Annotated in this window: 14 protein-coding genes and 1 pseudogene; 12 read left to right on the top strand and 3 right to left on the bottom strand. The window is 58.3% G+C overall.

Features of this window, described 5'->3' with window-relative positions; all coding sequences use genetic code 11:
- Window positions 1-150 precede the first annotated feature (150 nt).
- From gshA to ACYZT3_RS02110, 7 genes are all read left to right on the top strand, one after another.
- A complete protein-coding gene (gshA, locus tag ACYZT3_RS02080; protein ID WP_462031397.1) occupies window positions 151-1,734 on the top strand; it encodes a glutamate--cysteine ligase in 1,584 nt (527 codons plus the stop codon).
- Window positions 1,735-1,979: 245 nt separating this feature from the next.
- Window positions 1,980-2,957: a taurine ABC transporter substrate-binding protein gene (tauA, locus tag ACYZT3_RS02085; RefSeq protein WP_282377416.1), complete on the top strand. Its 978-nt coding sequence runs from the start codon at window positions 1,980-1,982 to the stop codon at window positions 2,955-2,957.
- A gap of 16 nt (window positions 2,958-2,973) precedes the next feature.
- On the top strand, window positions 2,974-3,768 hold the full coding sequence (gene tauB, locus ACYZT3_RS02090; protein WP_462031398.1) for a taurine ABC transporter ATP-binding subunit: 795 nt from the start codon (window positions 2,974-2,976) through the stop codon (window positions 3,766-3,768).
- Window positions 3,765-4,604, top strand: coding sequence for a taurine ABC transporter permease TauC (tauC, locus tag ACYZT3_RS02095; RefSeq protein WP_462031399.1), 840 nt, complete (start codon window positions 3,765-3,767; stop codon window positions 4,602-4,604). Before tauB ends, tauC begins: the two co-directional genes overlap by 4 nt.
- Window positions 4,605-4,659: 55 nt before the next feature.
- Complete coding sequence (gene tauD / locus ACYZT3_RS02100) at window positions 4,660-5,496, top strand: taurine dioxygenase (RefSeq protein ID WP_282377413.1); 837 nt, start codon at window positions 4,660-4,662, stop codon at window positions 5,494-5,496.
- Window positions 5,497-5,608: 112 nt separating this feature from the next.
- Window positions 5,609-6,286: a hypothetical protein gene (locus tag ACYZT3_RS02105; protein WP_282377412.1), complete on the top strand. Its 678-nt coding sequence runs from the start codon at window positions 5,609-5,611 to the stop codon at window positions 6,284-6,286.
- Window positions 6,287-6,289: 3 nt separating this feature from the next.
- The gene (locus tag ACYZT3_RS02110; protein ID WP_462031400.1) at window positions 6,290-7,492 is read left to right on the top strand and encodes a helix-turn-helix domain-containing protein; all 1,203 of its coding nucleotides are present in this window, start codon (window positions 6,290-6,292) and stop codon (window positions 7,490-7,492) included.
- Between the two features lie 94 nt (window positions 7,493-7,586).
- Here the strand turns inward: ACYZT3_RS02110 and mgrA are convergent, their stop codons facing one another.
- Window positions 7,587-8,624, bottom strand: coding sequence for an L-glyceraldehyde 3-phosphate reductase (gene mgrA, locus ACYZT3_RS02115; RefSeq protein WP_462031401.1), 1,038 nt, complete (start codon window positions 8,622-8,624; stop codon window positions 7,587-7,589).
- A 155-nt stretch (window positions 8,625-8,779) separates the two neighbouring features.
- On the opposite strand from mgrA, the pseudogene ACYZT3_RS02120 reads away from it, so the two are divergent.
- Together ACYZT3_RS02120 and ACYZT3_RS02125 are read left to right on the top strand one after the other, a co-directional pair.
- Window positions 8,780-8,905: pseudogene (locus ACYZT3_RS02120) on the top strand (3-ketoacyl-ACP reductase); the annotation flags it as partial.
- Window positions 8,906-9,066: 161 nt separating this feature from the next.
- Window positions 9,067-9,327: a hypothetical protein gene (locus ACYZT3_RS02125; RefSeq protein WP_282377409.1), complete on the top strand. Its 261-nt coding sequence runs from the start codon at window positions 9,067-9,069 to the stop codon at window positions 9,325-9,327.
- A gap of 27 nt (window positions 9,328-9,354) precedes the next feature.
- Here ACYZT3_RS02125 and betT read toward each other — a convergent pair whose 3' ends face one another.
- Together betT and epsC are read right to left on the bottom strand one after the other, a co-directional pair.
- Window positions 9,355-11,310: a choline transporter BetT gene (gene betT, locus ACYZT3_RS02130; protein WP_461970935.1), complete on the bottom strand. Its 1,956-nt coding sequence runs from the start codon at window positions 11,308-11,310 to the stop codon at window positions 9,355-9,357.
- 373 nt (window positions 11,311-11,683) lie between these two features.
- Entirely contained in the window at window positions 11,684-12,610 is a 927-nt protein-coding gene (gene epsC / locus ACYZT3_RS02135) for a serine O-acetyltransferase EpsC (RefSeq protein ID WP_282377408.1), read from the bottom strand.
- A gap of 192 nt (window positions 12,611-12,802) precedes the next feature.
- Here epsC and ACYZT3_RS02140 point away from each other — a divergent pair, with 192 nt between their 5' ends.
- The 3 genes from ACYZT3_RS02140 to tcyL all read left to right on the top strand — a co-directional run bounded on the left by ACYZT3_RS02140 (window position 12,803) and on the right by tcyL (window position 15,483).
- Entirely contained in the window at window positions 12,803-13,795 is a 993-nt protein-coding gene (locus ACYZT3_RS02140) for a D-cysteine desulfhydrase (RefSeq protein WP_462031402.1), read from the top strand.
- A 228-nt stretch (window positions 13,796-14,023) separates the two neighbouring features.
- The gene (tcyJ, locus tag ACYZT3_RS02145; protein WP_282377406.1) at window positions 14,024-14,818 is read left to right on the top strand and encodes a cystine ABC transporter substrate-binding protein; all 795 of its coding nucleotides are present in this window, start codon (window positions 14,024-14,026) and stop codon (window positions 14,816-14,818) included.
- Window positions 14,818-15,483, top strand: a complete 666-nt coding sequence (gene tcyL, locus ACYZT3_RS02150; RefSeq protein WP_282377405.1) for a cystine ABC transporter permease — start codon at window positions 14,818-14,820, stop codon at window positions 15,481-15,483. Before tcyJ ends, tcyL begins: the two co-directional genes overlap by 1 nt.
- The last annotated feature ends 2 nt before the right edge of the window (window positions 15,484-15,485 follow it).

Here is a 15,485-nt window from a genome sequence, read left to right on the forward strand (position 1 = left end):
GGCGCTACGAAACCTGTGGGCAGTTCTGACTGACCGGCATAATGCCTGTACGGCTCAAAAACCAGGCGAAAACGCCAGTTTCAACTTCACCCTTGTAGACCGTCTTGCCCACCCCCATATTGGGGCGACTGACGCGTGAAGGAATCCAACTTGAGCGAACTTCTCAACCGCCGCCTGGCTCTGCTCGGCGAGCGCGCTAACCTCTCTCTGCTCGAACAGTGCCTTCACGGCATCGAACGTGAATGCCTGCGCGTGACCGGCGAAGGTCGCCTGGCGCAAACGCCGCACCCGGAAGAATTGGGTTCCGCGCTGACCAACGAACAAATCACCACCGACTATTCGGAATCGCTGCTGGAGTTCATCACCCCGGCCCTGCCCGACCCGGCAGACACCCTGGCGAGCCTGGACAGCATTCACCGTTTTGCCTACAGCAAGCTCGGCAACGAGTACCTGTGGAGTCCATCGATGCCGTGCCCGTTGCCGGCCGAGGAAGACATCCCGATCGCCTATTACGGCACCTCCAACATCGGTCAGCTCAAGTACGTCTACCGCAAGGGCCTGGCCCTGCGGTACGGCAAGACCATGCAGTGCATCGCCGGGATTCACTACAACTTTTCCCTGCCGGAAAAGCTTTGGCCGCTGCTCAAAGCCGCGGAAGACTTTGTCGGCACCGACCGTGACTATCAGTCGTCGGCCTACATCGCGCTGATCCGCAACTTCCGCCGCTACAGCTGGCTGCTGATGTACCTGTTCGGCGCATCACCTGCGCTGGACGCCGGTTTCCTGCGCGGTCGTTCGCACCAGTTGGAACAACTGGACCCGGACACCTTGTACTTGCCGTACGCCACCAGCCTGCGCATGAGTGACCTGGGTTACCAGAGCAACGCCCAGGCCGGTTTGACCCCGTGCTACAACGATCTGGCCAGTTACACTGACAGCCTGCGCAAAGCGGTCGCCACGCCTTATGCGCCGTACGTTGAAATCGGCACGCATCAGGACGGTGAGTGGGTTCAGCTCAACACCAACATCCTGCAAATAGAGAACGAGTACTACTCCAACATCCGCCCCAAACGCGTGACTTACACCGGCGAACGGCCGATCCAGGCGCTGGTGGCCCGCGGCATTCAGTACGTCGAAGTGCGTTGCCTGGACATCAACCCGTTCCTGCCGATGGGCATCGACCTGCCAGAGTCGCGCTTCCTCGACGCGTTCCTGCTGTATTGCGCGCTGAACGACAGCCCGCTGCTGACCAATACCTCTTGCGGCAACGCGACCTCGAACTTCCTCAGCGTGGTCAAGGAAGGTCGCCGCCCGGGCCTGCAACTGCAACGCGACGGTCATCCGGTGGACCTGAAAGAGTGGGCCAGCGAGTTGCTGGAGAAGCTTGCACCACTGGCTGCGATGCTGGATCAGAGCCATGGCGGCGATGCGCATAGCAAGGCGTTGGATGCGCAGCTGGCCAAGGTCAAGGATCCTTCCCTGACGCCATCCGCCCAGGTGCTGGCGGCGATGGCTGAGCACAAGGAGAGCTTCAGTCAGTTCTCCCTGCGTCAGAGCCGCGCGCATGCGGAGTTTTTCCGTAGTGAGCCGTTGAATGGTGATGATCAGGCGAAATTTGAAGCGCGAGCGCGTTCGTCGCTGGCTGAGCAGGTTGAGCTGGAGCAGAACGAGGTGGGCGATTTCGATGTGTTTGTCGGGTCGTATCAGGCGAGCATTTTGGCGATTAGCAACTAACCTCTGAAGGTCCTTCGGACCTTTTCGCGGGCAAGCCTCGCTCCTACAAGGTTATGGATCGCATCGCAAATTGTGTGGTCACAGCAATTCTGTAGGAGCGAGGCTTGCCCGCGAAGGTCGCACTACGGTATCCCTTAGAATTTTCCGTTCATAAGCTCATTCGAAAAAGTTATTTATTTTCTGTTTCTTAGATCATTTAGTCTCCTTTCACGCCGACTCTCGGTCGTCTGACAAGGAGCTTCTCAATGAAACTGACTTTCCCCCTTCGCCTGCTGGCGGCCGCGTCTCTGGCTGCGGTGAGTTTCTTTGCCCAGGCGGCTGACGTCACCGTCGCCTACCAGACCACCGTTGACCCGGCGAAAGTCGCCCAGGCCGACGGCGCGTACGAAAAAGCCACCAACGCCAAAATCCACTGGCGCAAATTCGATAACGGTGCCGACATCATCGCCGCCATAGCTTCCGGCGACGTGCAGATCGGCTACCTCGGTTCCAGCCCTCTGACGGCTGCAATCACCCGCAAAGTCCCGGTAGAAACCTTTCTCATCGCCACCCAGATCGGCGCCGCTGAAGCCTTGGTCGCTCGCGACGGTTCCGGGATCAAAACTCCGCAGGACCTGGTCGGCAAGAAAATCGCCGTGCCGTTCGTTTCCACCGGCCACTACAGCCTGCTAGCCGCGCTAAAGCACTGGAACATCGATCCGTCGAAAGTCACCGTCCTCAACCTCGCTCCGCCCGCAATCGTCGCCGCCTGGAAACGCGGTGACATCGACGCCACTTACGTCTGGGACCCAGCGCTCGGTGTGGCCAAGGAAAACGGCAAAGTGCTGATCACCTCCGGCGAACTGGCCAAATTCGGTGCGCCGACCTTCGATGCGTGGATCGTGCGCAAAGACTTCGCCGAGAAGCACCCGGAAATCGTCACCGCGTTCGCTAAAGTCACCCTCGACGCCTACGCCGATTACCGCAAAGACCCGAAAACCTGGCTCGCCAATCAATCCAACGTCGACAAACTGGTGAAGCTGTCCGGCGCCAAGGCCAGCGACATTCCATTGCTGTTGCAAGGCAACGTCTTCCCGCTGGCGGCTGATCAGGTGATCACCCTCGGCGCGCCGACCACCAAGGCCATTACCGACACCGCCGCGTTTCTCAAGGAACAGGGCAAGGTCGAGGCCGTGCTGCCGGATTACGCCCCCTACGTCAGCGCCAAGTACATCACCAACTGATCGGGAGTTAACTGCGATGGCTTTGCTACAGCTGGAGCGCATCAGCGCACAGTACCCCGGTGCCGCCGAACCGGTACTGACGGATATTTCCCTGAGTCTTGGACCCCAGCAATTGCTGGTCGCTCTCGGCCCTTCCGGCAGTGGCAAGACCTCGCTGTTGAACCTGATTGCCGGTTTCGTCGAACCTAGCGCCGGGCGGATCACCCTCGATGGCGTGTCGGTCAAAGGCCCGAGCGCCGAACGTGGCGTGGTGTTCCAGGACGACGCGCTGCTGCCCTGGCAGGACGTGTTGGCCAATGTCGGTTTCGGTCTGGAACTGGCCGGCATTTCCCGGGACAAACGCGAAATCCGCGCGCGGGAAATGCTCGCCCTGGTGGACCTTTCCGGTTTCGAAAGTCGCCGAATCTGGCAACTCTCGGGCGGCCAGAAACAACGTGTCGGTCTGGCCCGCGCCCTGGCAGCCGACCCTCGGGTTTTGCTGATGGACGAACCCTTCGGCGCCCTCGATGCTTTCACCCGTGAACAAATGCAGGAGCTGCTGCTGCAAGTCTGGCAGCGCACCGCCAAGCCGGTGTTTCTGATTACCCACGACATTGAAGAAGCGGTGTTCCTCGCCACTGACCTGATTCTGTTGGCGCCAAACCCTGGGCAAATCGTCGAGCGCCTGAGCCTGGACTTCGGTCAGCGTTACGCCGCTGGTGAGTCGGCACGCTCGATCAAGGCCGACCCGCGATTTATCGAAACCCGCGAACACGTGCTCGCCAAAGTGTTCTCTCAACGCAGCACCGCCCAGCGGCAGGAGCGCGCATGAGCAGTTTTGAAATTCCGGCCGCGACGGTAAACACCAACGGCCAATCGGTGGTCATTCCAGTACGTCGCAGCCTCAGCACTCGGTGGATCAGCCTGCTGACGCTGGTCGCGCTCGTGGTCATTTGGTGGGCCGTCACCGCCACGGGAATGATCGAACCGCTGTTCCTGCCTCCCCCGTCTGCCGTGCTGCAAAAAGGCTGGCTGCTGGTGACCGCCGGCTACATGGATTCGACCTTGTGGCAGCACTTGGGCGCGAGTCTCAGCCGAATCGGTTTGGGCCTGGGTTTCGCGGTGCTGACTGCCGTGCCGGTCGGCATCGCCATCGGCTACAACCGTATCGCTTGCGGCATTCTCGATCCGCTGATCGAGTTTTACCGGCCTATCCCGCCCTTGGCTTATCTGCCGCTGATCGTGATTTGGTGCGGCATCGGTGAGCTGTCGAAAGTCTTGCTGATCTACCTCGCGATCTTCGCCCCGATTGCCATTGCCACCGCCACCGGTGTGCGTACCGTTGACCCGGTGAAATTGCGCGCTGCGCAGTCTTTGGGCGCAACCCGGGCGCAGTTGATTCGCCATGTGATTCTGCCCAGCGCCTTGCCGGACATCTTGACCGGTGTGCGCATTGGCCTGGGTGTGGGTTGGTCGACGCTGGTCGCCGCCGAATTGATCGCCGCCACCAGCGGGCTGGGCTTCATGGTGCAGTCGGCCGCGCAGTTCCTGGTCACCGATGTGGTGGTGCTGGGGATTCTGGTGATCGCGCTGATCGCCTTCGCCATGGAAATGGGCTTGCGCGCCCTGCAACGCAAACTGGTGCCGTGGCATGGCCAGGCTCACTAAAGACTTGTCATTGACCATGTCGACAGCTCGGCACCCCGGATTGAAGAGAACCACCATGAGCCACCTGACAATCGTCCCCCTCAGCTCGGCCCTCGGCGCGCAAATCAGCGGAGTCGACATCAGCCAGCCGCTGAACCTGGAACAGCGCGACGCCATCGAGCAGGCGTTGCTCAAGCATCAGGTGCTGTTCTTCCGCGACCAGCCAATCGAGCCACAGCAACAAGCGCGATTCGCCGCCCATTTCGGCGACCTGCATATTCACCCGATCTACCCGAATGTGCCGGAACAGCCCGAAGTGCTGATCCTCGACACCGCCGTCACCGACGTACGCGACAACGCCATCTGGCACACCGACGTGACCTTCCTGCCGACTCCGGCCATGGGCGCGGTACTCAGCGCCAAGCTGCTGCCGGAGTTCGGTGGCGACACACTGTGGGCCAGCGGCATCGCGGCGTATGAAGCGTTGTCCGCGCCGATGAAAACCTTGCTCGAGGGGCTGACGGCTACCCACGACTTTACCCGCTCGTTTCCGCTGGAGCGTTATGGCAACACGCCTGAAGCGTTGGCCCAGTGGGAAGAAGCGCGCCGCAAGAATCCGCCGCTGTCACACCCGGTGATCCGCACGCACCCCGTGAGCGGGCGCCGCTCATTGTTCGTCAATGAAGGCTTCACGTCGAAGATCAATGAGCTGTCGGAGACCGAAAGCGAAGTGATTCTGAAGTTGTTGTTTGCCCACGCGACACGGCCGGAGTTTACGATCCGCTGGCGTTGGCAGAAGGACGACGTGGCGTTCTGGGATAACCGCGTGACACAGCATTACGCCGTGGATGATTACCGGCCGGCGCGGCGGGTGATGCAGCGGGCGACGGTGCTGGGGGATGTGCCGTTTTAAGCACCACAGAGGGATTTGCTTAGCTTCAACTGGATAAAAAAACAGCTAGTCGCTTCCATAACGAATAAAAATGGCGTAAAAATCCGCTTACCGAATAGTGAGTGGTGACAGCATGATCACAAAAGAAGAAATCCAAGGCTTCATTCGCGCGCAAGTCGATAGAGAGTTTTTTGATGAACTAGGGATTCTTATTCCTCAAACCTTTCAAAAGGCATTGAAGGAGACAGAAGAACTCCTGATTCATACCCCTCCTGGAGATCTGCGTGGCCATTTACGGCATTCGCTCGTTCAAGACGCCTTAGCGGGAATGAAACGCTGGAATCCAATCATCAAAACAACCGACCCAAAAGGACACAATTACGTCCTATTGGAGCTGGGAAATTTGCGCATCACATCTGTCGTCCTGCCCTGGCAAAAAGAAATTCGCACGGCGAAACACCGAAGCGAACTGAAAACGCTGAACGAATCTTTAGCATCCACACAGATGGACTGGATTGATGGGTTGACGCAGACAGTCACCGATCAATTGATTCATGCGCTAGTCGTAGTCCATGCACCACCATCACGCTCAGAGGATCAATCAGAGCCGCGGGCGATCATGATGGCCGTGCCTTATTTCAACGGCAAAGGCTTCCATATGAATTGCACGTTCGAAGACCTTCTTCAGAGCTACTCTGATAATGAAGCTGTTGATCAGAAACCGATTGAATTGGTGAAATTGCGGGATAAGATGCGCCGCGCTGAAGAAATTGAAGACAACACTGATGACGAGCAAAATTCCAAGAGGTGAACCATGAGAACTGGAGTCGCGGGCTTTCAGTCTGAGCGCCTCAAGCAGTTACGGCTCACGTTTGGTATCACCCAAACAGCTTTGGCCGAAATGGTGGGGCGTGCCTCGGGAAACATCTCTAAATGGGAGAACGGGCTTCAGGTACCTGAGGCCGATGCCTTCCAACGGTTATGCGAGGTTTTTGGCGTCAGTGAAAACTGGCTGTTAGAGGAGCAAATCGTAACGAGTGAAACCACTCCATTCTTCTTCCGCTCTCAGGTGAGTGCTACCACCAACGCGAGAGAAATAGCGGAAGTCCGTCTGGAGTGGCTTCAAGACATCTCCTACAAACTTCAGGAAAGTCTTGAGTTCGTCACTGTTAACGTTCCTCACCTGGAAGAAAGAAATTGCCAGCTGATTTCTGATCAAGAGATCGAGAGAATGGCGAGTGAATGCCGTCAAGCGTGGGGACTAGGGGTTGCTCCGATACCCAATGTGGTTCAGGTGTTGGAAAACGCTGGCATCATCTGTGCTCGAACCACGCTTGGGCACCTCAAAATGGATGGCGTATCAAACTGGTACGAGTTGGATCAGCGCCCTTATGTACTTCTCGTTGCAGATAAGGCTAACGGAATAAGAAACCGATTCGATGCGGCCCATGAACTGGGACATATAGTTCTCCATCGACATATTTCCAACGAACAATACGAATCGAATTACACGCTGCTTGAATCACAGGCTCACCGATTTGCCAGCGCATTTTTGATGCCAGCGGAAAGTTTTCTAAGGGAGATTCGCTGGCCGACTTTGGATACCTTGTTGGCACTTAAGCCGCGCTGGAAGGTTTCTGTTGCGGCGATGGTTCGTCGATGTCTAGATCTTGAAATCATTAATGACACCACGACGACAAGGCTGTGGAAAGCAAGGTCCGCCAGAGGCTGGGTCAAGGGCGAGCCTATGGACGCCGACTTCGATTTTGAACGGCCGCTGTTGATCGCGCGAGGTGTGAAGATGCTCGTGGAAAACAAGGTACTTTCCCGATCCCAAGTCAGACAGTTGCTGGGGCTGCCGCTTCCCATTCTAGAAACCCTATGTAGTTTGGATAAGGGTTATTTCACTCTCCCAGACCAGTCACAAGTGATCGATATGCAGCTAAGAAAGAGATCTGCAAGGGATACGTTTTTCAGCGAAACCGCTGAAATACTCGGTTTCCCAAGCAAAAAATAACGACATCGTAAGCGCCACTTAAAAATAATCACGGACAAGCCACTTCATGTGAGGAGGGCTTATCCGTGATTCGGTCCTCGTCCTTCGAATAGATTTACTCCGCCGTCGAAGGCTTCTCCCAAAGATTAATCTCACCCTCCTGAGCAAACCGGTCAATCTCCGCCAATTCCTCCGCGCTAAAGCTCAAATTCTTCAACGCCCCGACGTTCTCGACAATCTGCTCGGGCCGGCTCGCACCGATCAGCGCCGAAGTCACCCGCGGATCGCGCAACGTCCACGCCAATGCCAGCTGCGCCAGACTCTGACCGCGACGCTTGGCGATCTCATTCAGCGCACGCACATGAGCGATGTTGGCTTCGGACAGGTGCGCCGCCTGCAACGAACCACCGCCCGGACGATTGACCCGCGCATCCGCCGGCACACCGTTGAGGTACTTGTCAGTCAACAAACCCTGAGCCAGCGGCGTGAACGCAATCACGCCCGTACCGAGTTCGTCCGTCGTATCCAGCAGGTCCTTTTCCACCCATCGATTGAGCAGGTTGTAAGCCGGTTGGTGGATCAGCAACGGGACTTTCCACTCTTTCAGCAACGCGGCCATTTCACGGGTTTTAACCCCCGAGTAGGACGAGATGCCGATGTACAGCGCCTTGCCCTGTTGCACGGCGGTGGCCAGTGCGCTGGCGGTTTCTTCCAGCGGCGTGTCCGGGTCGAAGCGATGGGAGTAGAAGATGTCCACGTAGTCGAGACCCAGGCGTTGCAGGCTCTGATCAAGGCTGGCCAGCACGTATTTGCGCGAACCGCCGCCCTGACCATAAGGACCGGCCCACATGTCCCAACCGGCCTTGCTCGAGATAATCAGCTCGTCGCGATGCTGCTTGAAGTCTTCGCGCAGCAAACGTCCGAAATTGATCTCGGCGCTGCCATACGGCGGGCCGTAGTTGTTGGCCAGGTCGAAATGGTTGATGCCGAGATCAAACGCGGTACGCAGCAATGAACGCTGGGTGTCGATCGGCGTGCTGTCGCCGAAGTTGTGCCACAGGCCCAAAGACAGTGCCGGCAGCACCAGCCCGCTGCGCCCCACGCGGCGGTAAGGGATGGAGTCATAGCGGTTTTCGGCAGCGGTGTAGGTCATCGAATCCTCTCTTGTCTGTCTTGAAGTTGGTATCGACTGCTTCGCAAGTTGCCCAGCATACGCCCAGACAAACGCCGATAAACCTCTGACTCGAGAGAATGCTGAAACGTTTCATAGATGATCGAGACTTTTCGGTTCGCCGTATTTGCGCAGGCGCCAAGATGCCGCCGCTGGAACGTCTGGCTCAGCCAGAAGACATCTCCCGCGTCGTGTCCTTGGTCAGCTCGGAAGCGACCTGGGTCAACGGGCAGATTTTGCGGGTTAATGGCGGGCTGGTTTAACTAGGCCCACACTGACACCGCAATCTTGATCGTTCCCACGCTCTGCGTGGGAATGCAGCCCGTGACGCTCCGCGTCACTGGACGCGGAGCGTCCCTTGAGGCATTCCCACGCAGAGCGTGGGAACGATCAGGCAACACACAATTGAAGGGCGGAACACACCATGCACACTACGATTATCATCACCTTCGGCCTGATCCTGCTGGCGCTGATGCTGTTCATCGGCGAGGAAATCGGTTTCAGCCGCCAGACCCTGACCTACAGCTTTGTCGTGCTGTGGTTCGCGCTGACGTTAATCAACGGTGCAGTCGGCATGGTCAGTGCTGGCCAGCCCTTTAGCACGGAGCTGGTAGTCGGCAGCGCCGTATTCGGCGTGCCGGTGGCGGCGATGGTGCTGTTCATGGTGTTGAGCGCCGAGACCTGAAAAGGGCCCGGCGGCACCGGTTCTCGATCAACGCACCAAATGCAGAAACTGCATGTGCCGTTCGTACTGATCGAGGATGTCGTTGATGATCTGCTCCTTGGTGTAACCCACCAGATCGTAGTCCTGACTGCCCTCGCTCAAATGCACTTCGGCGCGGTAGTAACGACGGTTGTTGAGTTCCTTGGAGCCCATGCCGCCACGGGCGAAGGACGGCGTGAAGTAGCCGCGCATCTGCGCCTGATAGATAAACGGATGCTCCTCGCCGTGACCGATTTCCAGGCTGACGTTGTCGTTGGCCGGGTCCGGCTGAGTGACCACGTTCAAACCCTTCTCGACGAACACCGCCGAGACGTCTTCAATCGCCGGGCGCACCGTCGTATCGAGGAAGCGGTAAACCTCATCGCGAGATGGGAAATGCACGGCCTGAGTCAAGCGTTGACGCCAGCCGCCACGTCTCGATCCGGATACCGGTGCCAGGGAATGCATCTGCGCGATCTGCTTCTGCGACTCCAGATAGAACGCTTTGTGCAGCCCCCACATCATCAGCAGCAAAATCATGGAGAACGGCAACGAAGTCAGCACCACCGCTGACTTCAGCGCATCGATGCTGCCGGAGAACAGCAACGCACTGGTCACCAGCGCCGTCATCGCGCCCCAGAACACTCGCAGCCATTTCGGCCCGTCTTCATCCGGGTTGCCGCCCTTGGCGGACAGCGTCGACAACACCACCGTGCCAGAGTCGGCCGAAGTGACGAAGAATACGAAGCTGATGAACACCGTCACTGCGATGACCGTTTTGCTCCACGGATAGGTTTCCAGCAGCAGGTAAAGGGTCATCGACGGGTTGTCGATGGCCGACATGCCGAGGGCGCTCATGCCGTGGTTGAGGACTTGATCGATGGCGCTGTTGCCGAAGATCGACATCCACGCCAGGGTGAAACCGAGCGGAATCAACAGCACGCCGAAGACGAATTCGCGGATGGTTCGGCCACGGGAGATCCGTGCAATGAACAGGCCCACGAACGGCGACCATGCAATCCACCAGGCCCAGTAGAACACCGTCCAACCGCCCAGCCAGTCGCTGGGTTTGTCGTAGGCGTACAGGTCGAAACTCTTCATCGGCAACGCGCCGAGGTAGTCGCCGATGTTCTGGATCAGCGTGTTGAGCAGGTGCTGAGTGGGGCCGGCGAACAGCACGAACAGCAGTAGCGCGCAGGCCAGCAGCATGTTGATGTCGGACATCACCCGCACGCCTTTATCGACGCCAGACACTGCAACGATGATCGCCGCGCCCATCATCAGCGTGATCAGGCCGACCTGAATCCACTGCGTGTGAGCGATGCCGAACAGGTAGTCCAGACCCGAGTTGAGGTGCAACACGCCAAAACCCATGTCGGCACCGAGGCCGAACACCGTGGCGATGATGCCGAAGCCATCCACCGCGTAACCGATGGGGCCGTTGATGCGCTTGCCAATCAGCGGATAGAGCGCCGAACGCAGGGCCAGTGGCAGGTTATGTCGATAAGCGAAGTAGGCCAGTGCCATGCCGACGAAGGCGAACACACCCCAGCCATGCAGGCCCCAGTGCAGAAACAGAATCTGCATCGCCTGACGCGCCGCATCCGCCGTGCCTGCCTCGCCTTGCGGTGGTTGCGACAAATGGGTCAGCGGTTCGGACACGCAAAAGAAAAACAGCGTGATGCTGATCCCGGCGGCGAACAGCATGCCGGCCCAGGACAGGTAACTGAATTCGGGTTCGTCGTGGTCGGCACCGAGCTTGATCTTGCCGTAGCCAGACAAGGCGGTGACCACCACGAAGACCAGATACAGGGTCATCGCGAGCATGTAGTACCAGCCGACCGTGTTGGCCGCCCAGTTTTGCGCTTCCAGCAGCCAGGCACCGGCCTGTTCAGGCAAGGCAATAACCACAATGCCGAACAACAAAATGAAACCCGCGGCAAAGTAGAACACCGGCGGATTCATGCGGACCTGGCCGCTTGGAGGGGTGGACGGTGCACTCATGAACAGTGCACCTCAAGGGGGTAAAGCAGGGCAATCAATAACGGACTCGGCAAGGGCAAGCCTCCTGTTGTGAGCGGGCAGCAAACCGGCGGTTTAACTTGAATGAGCGTTCAAGTTAAACATGGATAGGGCGCTAAGGACTAATCGCAAGGCTCGGCGGCATGTTTTGTACGCTAGCTCAAGGAAGGGTATGAGGTGGGATTTGGAGGATTCGTTCAGTGGGAAATTAACTAAATGCCATTATCCCGGTTCGGCTTGAAATCAATCGCGAGCATGCTCGCTCCGGGCGGCGCTCCGACGATGAGGGCAGAACAGTCAGCAGAAATTTCTGGGCTTACTTCTGCGTCCCATCATCATGCTGCAGATTCGCCTGAGTCAGGTTGCTCCCCGCCGGCACGCTGCGGGTCATCCAGACATTACCGCCAATGGTCGAACCCTTGCCGATGGTGATTCGGCCCAGAATCGTCGCCCCGGCATAGATCACCACATCATCCTCAACAATTGGATGCCGTGGATGGCCCTTCTGCAATTGGCCGTCCTCATCCGCCGGGAAGCGTTTGGCGCCCAAGGTCACGGCCTGATAAATCCGCACACGCTCACCAATAATTGCTGTCTCGCCGATCACCACGCCCGTCCCGTGATCGATGAAGAAGCTGCGACCAATCTGCGCGCCAGGGTGAATGTCGATGCCGGTGGCCGAGTGGGCGATTTCCGCGCTGATCCGTGCCAGCAACGGCAATCCGGCGCGGTACAAATGATGGGCCAGGCGATGGTGAATCACCGCCAGAATCCCCGGATAGCACAGCAACACTTCATCGACACTGCGAGCCGCCGGATCGCCGTGATAGGCCGCCAGCACATCGGTGTCGAGCAGACTGCGCAGCCCCGGTAATGCGAGGGCGAAGTCCTGAATGATCTGAATCGTTTTGGCCTCGACTTCGGTGTCGGCCTGGTCACTGTGGCGAGCGGCGTAGCGCAATTCGAGTCGCGCCTGAGCCAGCAACGCGTTCAACGCAACGTCCAGCGTATGGCCGACGTAGAAGTCTTCACTCTCCTCGCGCAAATCCACCGGTCCCAGGCGCATTGGGAACAACGCGCCACAGAGGGCTTCGAGAATCTCTGCCATGGCCGCTCGGGAAGGCAACTCGCGACCGCCCTGTTCGGTGCTGGCTCGGCCATTTTGTGCGCGCCACTGGTCACGCGCCGTGCGCAGTTGACTGACGATGGTCTGCAGTTGCCAATGACTGGAACGCTCGCTCACGGTAAAAACTCCTCACGGGCGGCCGGACTGCCTGGCCGCGTTATTGGCAATTACTCTACGGCATGGCCTGGAAGGCGAATTAAGAACCGATTGTGCTGTGCTCAGCACTTTTGGGTATAAGTCGAATGCCGGTTGCCCCGCTAAATTGGCGTGCCTATAGTCCTGTCATCTCCCTCCGCCAGTACGGACCCCATGATCAAACAACAGCTTGCCCGCTTTAACCGTCTCGACCTGCTCGGTCATCCTACCGCCCTGGAAAAACTCGAACGCTTGTCGACCTGGCTGGGCCGCGATGTGTACGTCAAACGTGATGACCTGACGCCGCTGGCCATGGGCGGCAACAAGCTGCGCAAACTCGAATACCTGGCGGCCGATGCGCTGGCACAAGGTGCCGACACCTTGATCACCGCGGGTGCGCTTCAGTCCAACCACGTGCGCCAGACTGCCGCCATTGCGGCCAAGCTCGGCCTGGGCTGCATAGCGCTGCTGGAAAACCCCTTGGGTACCGACGACGCTAACTATGTCGGCAACGGCAATCGACTGTTGCTGGACCTGTTCGATGCCAAGGTCGAGTTGGTGGAGAACCTCGACAACGCTGACGACCAACTGCAAGCCTTGGCCGACCGTCTACGCAACAACGGCAAGAAGCCGTATCGGGTGCCGATTGGTGGCTCGAATGCATTGGGCGCGTTAGGTTATGTGCGCGCCGGGCTGGAGCTGGCCGAGCAGATCAAGGACACCGGGCTGGCATTCGCCGCCGTGGTCCTGGCCTCGGGCAGTGCCGGGACCCACAGCGGTCTGGCACTGGCGTTGAGCGAAGTACTGCCGGATTTGCCAGTGATTGGTGTCACGGTTTCCCGCAGCGATGAAGATCAGCGCCCGAAAGTCCAAGACCTCGCCGAACGTACTGCCGAGCTGCTGGGTATGAGCCTGCCAGAAAGTTTCAAGGTCGAGTTGTGGGACGAGTATTTCGGCCCGCGCTATGGCGAGCCGAATGCCGGGACACTGTCGGCGGTGAAGCTGGTAGCGAGTCAGGAAGGGCTGTTGCTCGATCCGGTCTATACCGGCAAGGCCATGGCGGGTTTGCTCGATGGCATCGGCCGCCAGCGCTTCAATGACGGCCCGATCATCTTCTTGCACACCGGTGGGGCACCGGCGTTGTTTGCTTACAAAGACTTTTTATAAGCGATCGTTCCCACGCGTGGGAACGATCTTGAACGCATATGCAATAAAAGAATAACAAACTGATTATTCATTATTTTCTTATCTAAAAGCCTCGTCATATAGTCACGCCGCAGGCGAATTTGCAGCGAGACGCATACGCTGCTTTAGGGCAGGATATCGCTGTCGTTCAAATCCCGAATTTGCCAACTTTCCTAAAGCGTCTTCCATAAGAAAACACAGGGGCTTGTCATGAATTTTTCCGCACTACGTCGAAATCTGCTGGTTGGTTCGCTGGGCCTGGCGCTGAGCGCCGGTCTGTTGGGGCAAGCAATTGCCGGTGAGCAGCTGCAAAAAATCAAAGACGCTGGCGTGATCAACGTCGGCCTGGAAGGCACTTACCCACCGTTCAGTTTCGTCGACGCCGACGGCAAGCTGGCTGGCTTCGAAGTCGAGTTCTCCGAAGCCCTGGCCAAAGAGCTGGGCGTGAAGGTCAAACTGCAACCGACCAAATGGGACGGCATCCTCGCAGCGCTGGAATCCAAGCGTCTGGACGCGGTGATCAACCAGGTGACCATCTCGGACGAGCGCAAGAAGAAGTATGACTTCTCCGAGCCGTACACCGTTTCCGGGATTCAGGCGCTGGTTCTGACCAAGAACAAAGACAGCATCAAGACCGCCGCCGATCTGGCTGGCAAGAAAGTCGGTGTGGGCCTGGGCACCAACTACGAGCAGTGGGTGAAAGCCAATGTGCCGGGCGCTGACATCCGCACCTACGAAGATGACCCGACCAAGTTCCAGGACCTGCGCGTCGGCCGCATTGACGCCATTCTGATCGACCGTCTCGCCGCGCTGGAATACGCCAAGAAGGCCAAGGACACTACCGCCGCCGGCGAAGCGTTCTCCCGTCAGGAAGCCGGTATTGCCCTGCGCAAAGGCGAGCCAGAGCTGCTGGCTGCCGTGAACAAGGCGATCGACAAGCTGCGTGCCGACGGTACGCTGACCAAGCTTTCGGAAAAATACTTCAGCGCTGACGTCACTAAATAATGGAAGCGGCTTTCCAACTCGTATTGGAGTCCGTGCCCTTCCTGCTGAAGGGCGTGTACTTTACGGTCATCCTCAGCCTGGGCGGCATGTTCTTCGGCTTGCTGTTGGGCTTCGGCCTGGCGTTGATGCGCCTGTCGCGCCTCAAACTGGTGAGCTGGCTGGCCCGCATCTACGTGTCGTTCTTTCGCGGCACGCCGTTGCTGGTGCAACTGTTCATGATCTATTTCGGCTTGCCGCAATTGGGTCTCGAACTGGATCCGATACCGGCAGCCCTGATCGGCCTCTCGCTGAACATGGCCGCTTATGCCTGTGAAATCCTCCGTTCCGCGATCAGTTCGATTGAACGCGGCCAGTGGGAAGCTGCTGCGAGTATCGGCATGACTCGCGCGCAGACCCTGCGCCGGGCCATCCTGCCGCAAGCGATGCGCACGGCGTTGCCGCCGCTGGGCAACAGCTTCATTTCGCTGGTCAAGGACACCGCGCTGGCAGCCACCATTCAGGTGCCGGAGCTGTTCCGTCAGGCGCAGCTGATCACCGCTCGCACCTTCGAAATTTTCACCATGTATCTTGCCGCCGCGGTGATCTACTGGATTCTGGCAACGGTGCTGTCGCACTTCCAGAATCAGTTGGAAGCGCGGGTCAATCGGCACGACCAGGAGTCCTGACC

The sequence above is a fragment of the Pseudomonas sp. MDT1-16 genome (assembly GCF_054898115.1).

Bases quoted from the DNA above. Each gene is read 5' to 3' on its own strand.
- tauA (WP_282377416.1), top strand. From the start codon at position 1,980: ATGAAACTGACTTTCCCCCTTCGCCTGCTGGCGGCCGCGTCTCTGGCT.
- tauB (WP_462031398.1), top strand. From the start codon at position 2,974: ATGGCTTTGCTACAGCTGGAGCGCATCAGCGCACAGTACCCCGGTGCC.
- tauC (WP_462031399.1), top strand. From the start codon at position 3,765: ATGAGCAGTTTTGAAATTCCGGCCGCGACGGTAAACACCAACGGCCAA.
- tauD (WP_282377413.1), top strand. From the start codon at position 4,660: ATGAGCCACCTGACAATCGTCCCCCTCAGCTCGGCCCTCGGCGCGCAA.
- ACYZT3_RS02105 (WP_282377412.1), top strand. From the start codon at position 5,609: ATGATCACAAAAGAAGAAATCCAAGGCTTCATTCGCGCGCAAGTCGAT.
- ACYZT3_RS02110 (WP_462031400.1), top strand. From the start codon at position 6,290: ATGAGAACTGGAGTCGCGGGCTTTCAGTCTGAGCGCCTCAAGCAGTTA.
- mgrA (WP_462031401.1), bottom strand. From the start codon at position 8,624: ATGACCTACACCGCTGCCGAAAACCGCTATGACTCCATCCCTTACCGC.
- ACYZT3_RS02125 (WP_282377409.1), top strand. From the start codon at position 9,067: ATGCACACTACGATTATCATCACCTTCGGCCTGATCCTGCTGGCGCTG.
- betT (WP_461970935.1), bottom strand. From the start codon at position 11,310: ATGAATCCGCCGGTGTTCTACTTTGCCGCGGGTTTCATTTTGTTGTTC.
- ACYZT3_RS02140 (WP_462031402.1), top strand. From the start codon at position 12,803: ATGATCAAACAACAGCTTGCCCGCTTTAACCGTCTCGACCTGCTCGGT.
- tcyJ (WP_282377406.1), top strand. From the start codon at position 14,024: ATGAATTTTTCCGCACTACGTCGAAATCTGCTGGTTGGTTCGCTGGGC.
- tcyL (WP_282377405.1), top strand. From the start codon at position 14,818: ATGGAAGCGGCTTTCCAACTCGTATTGGAGTCCGTGCCCTTCCTGCTG.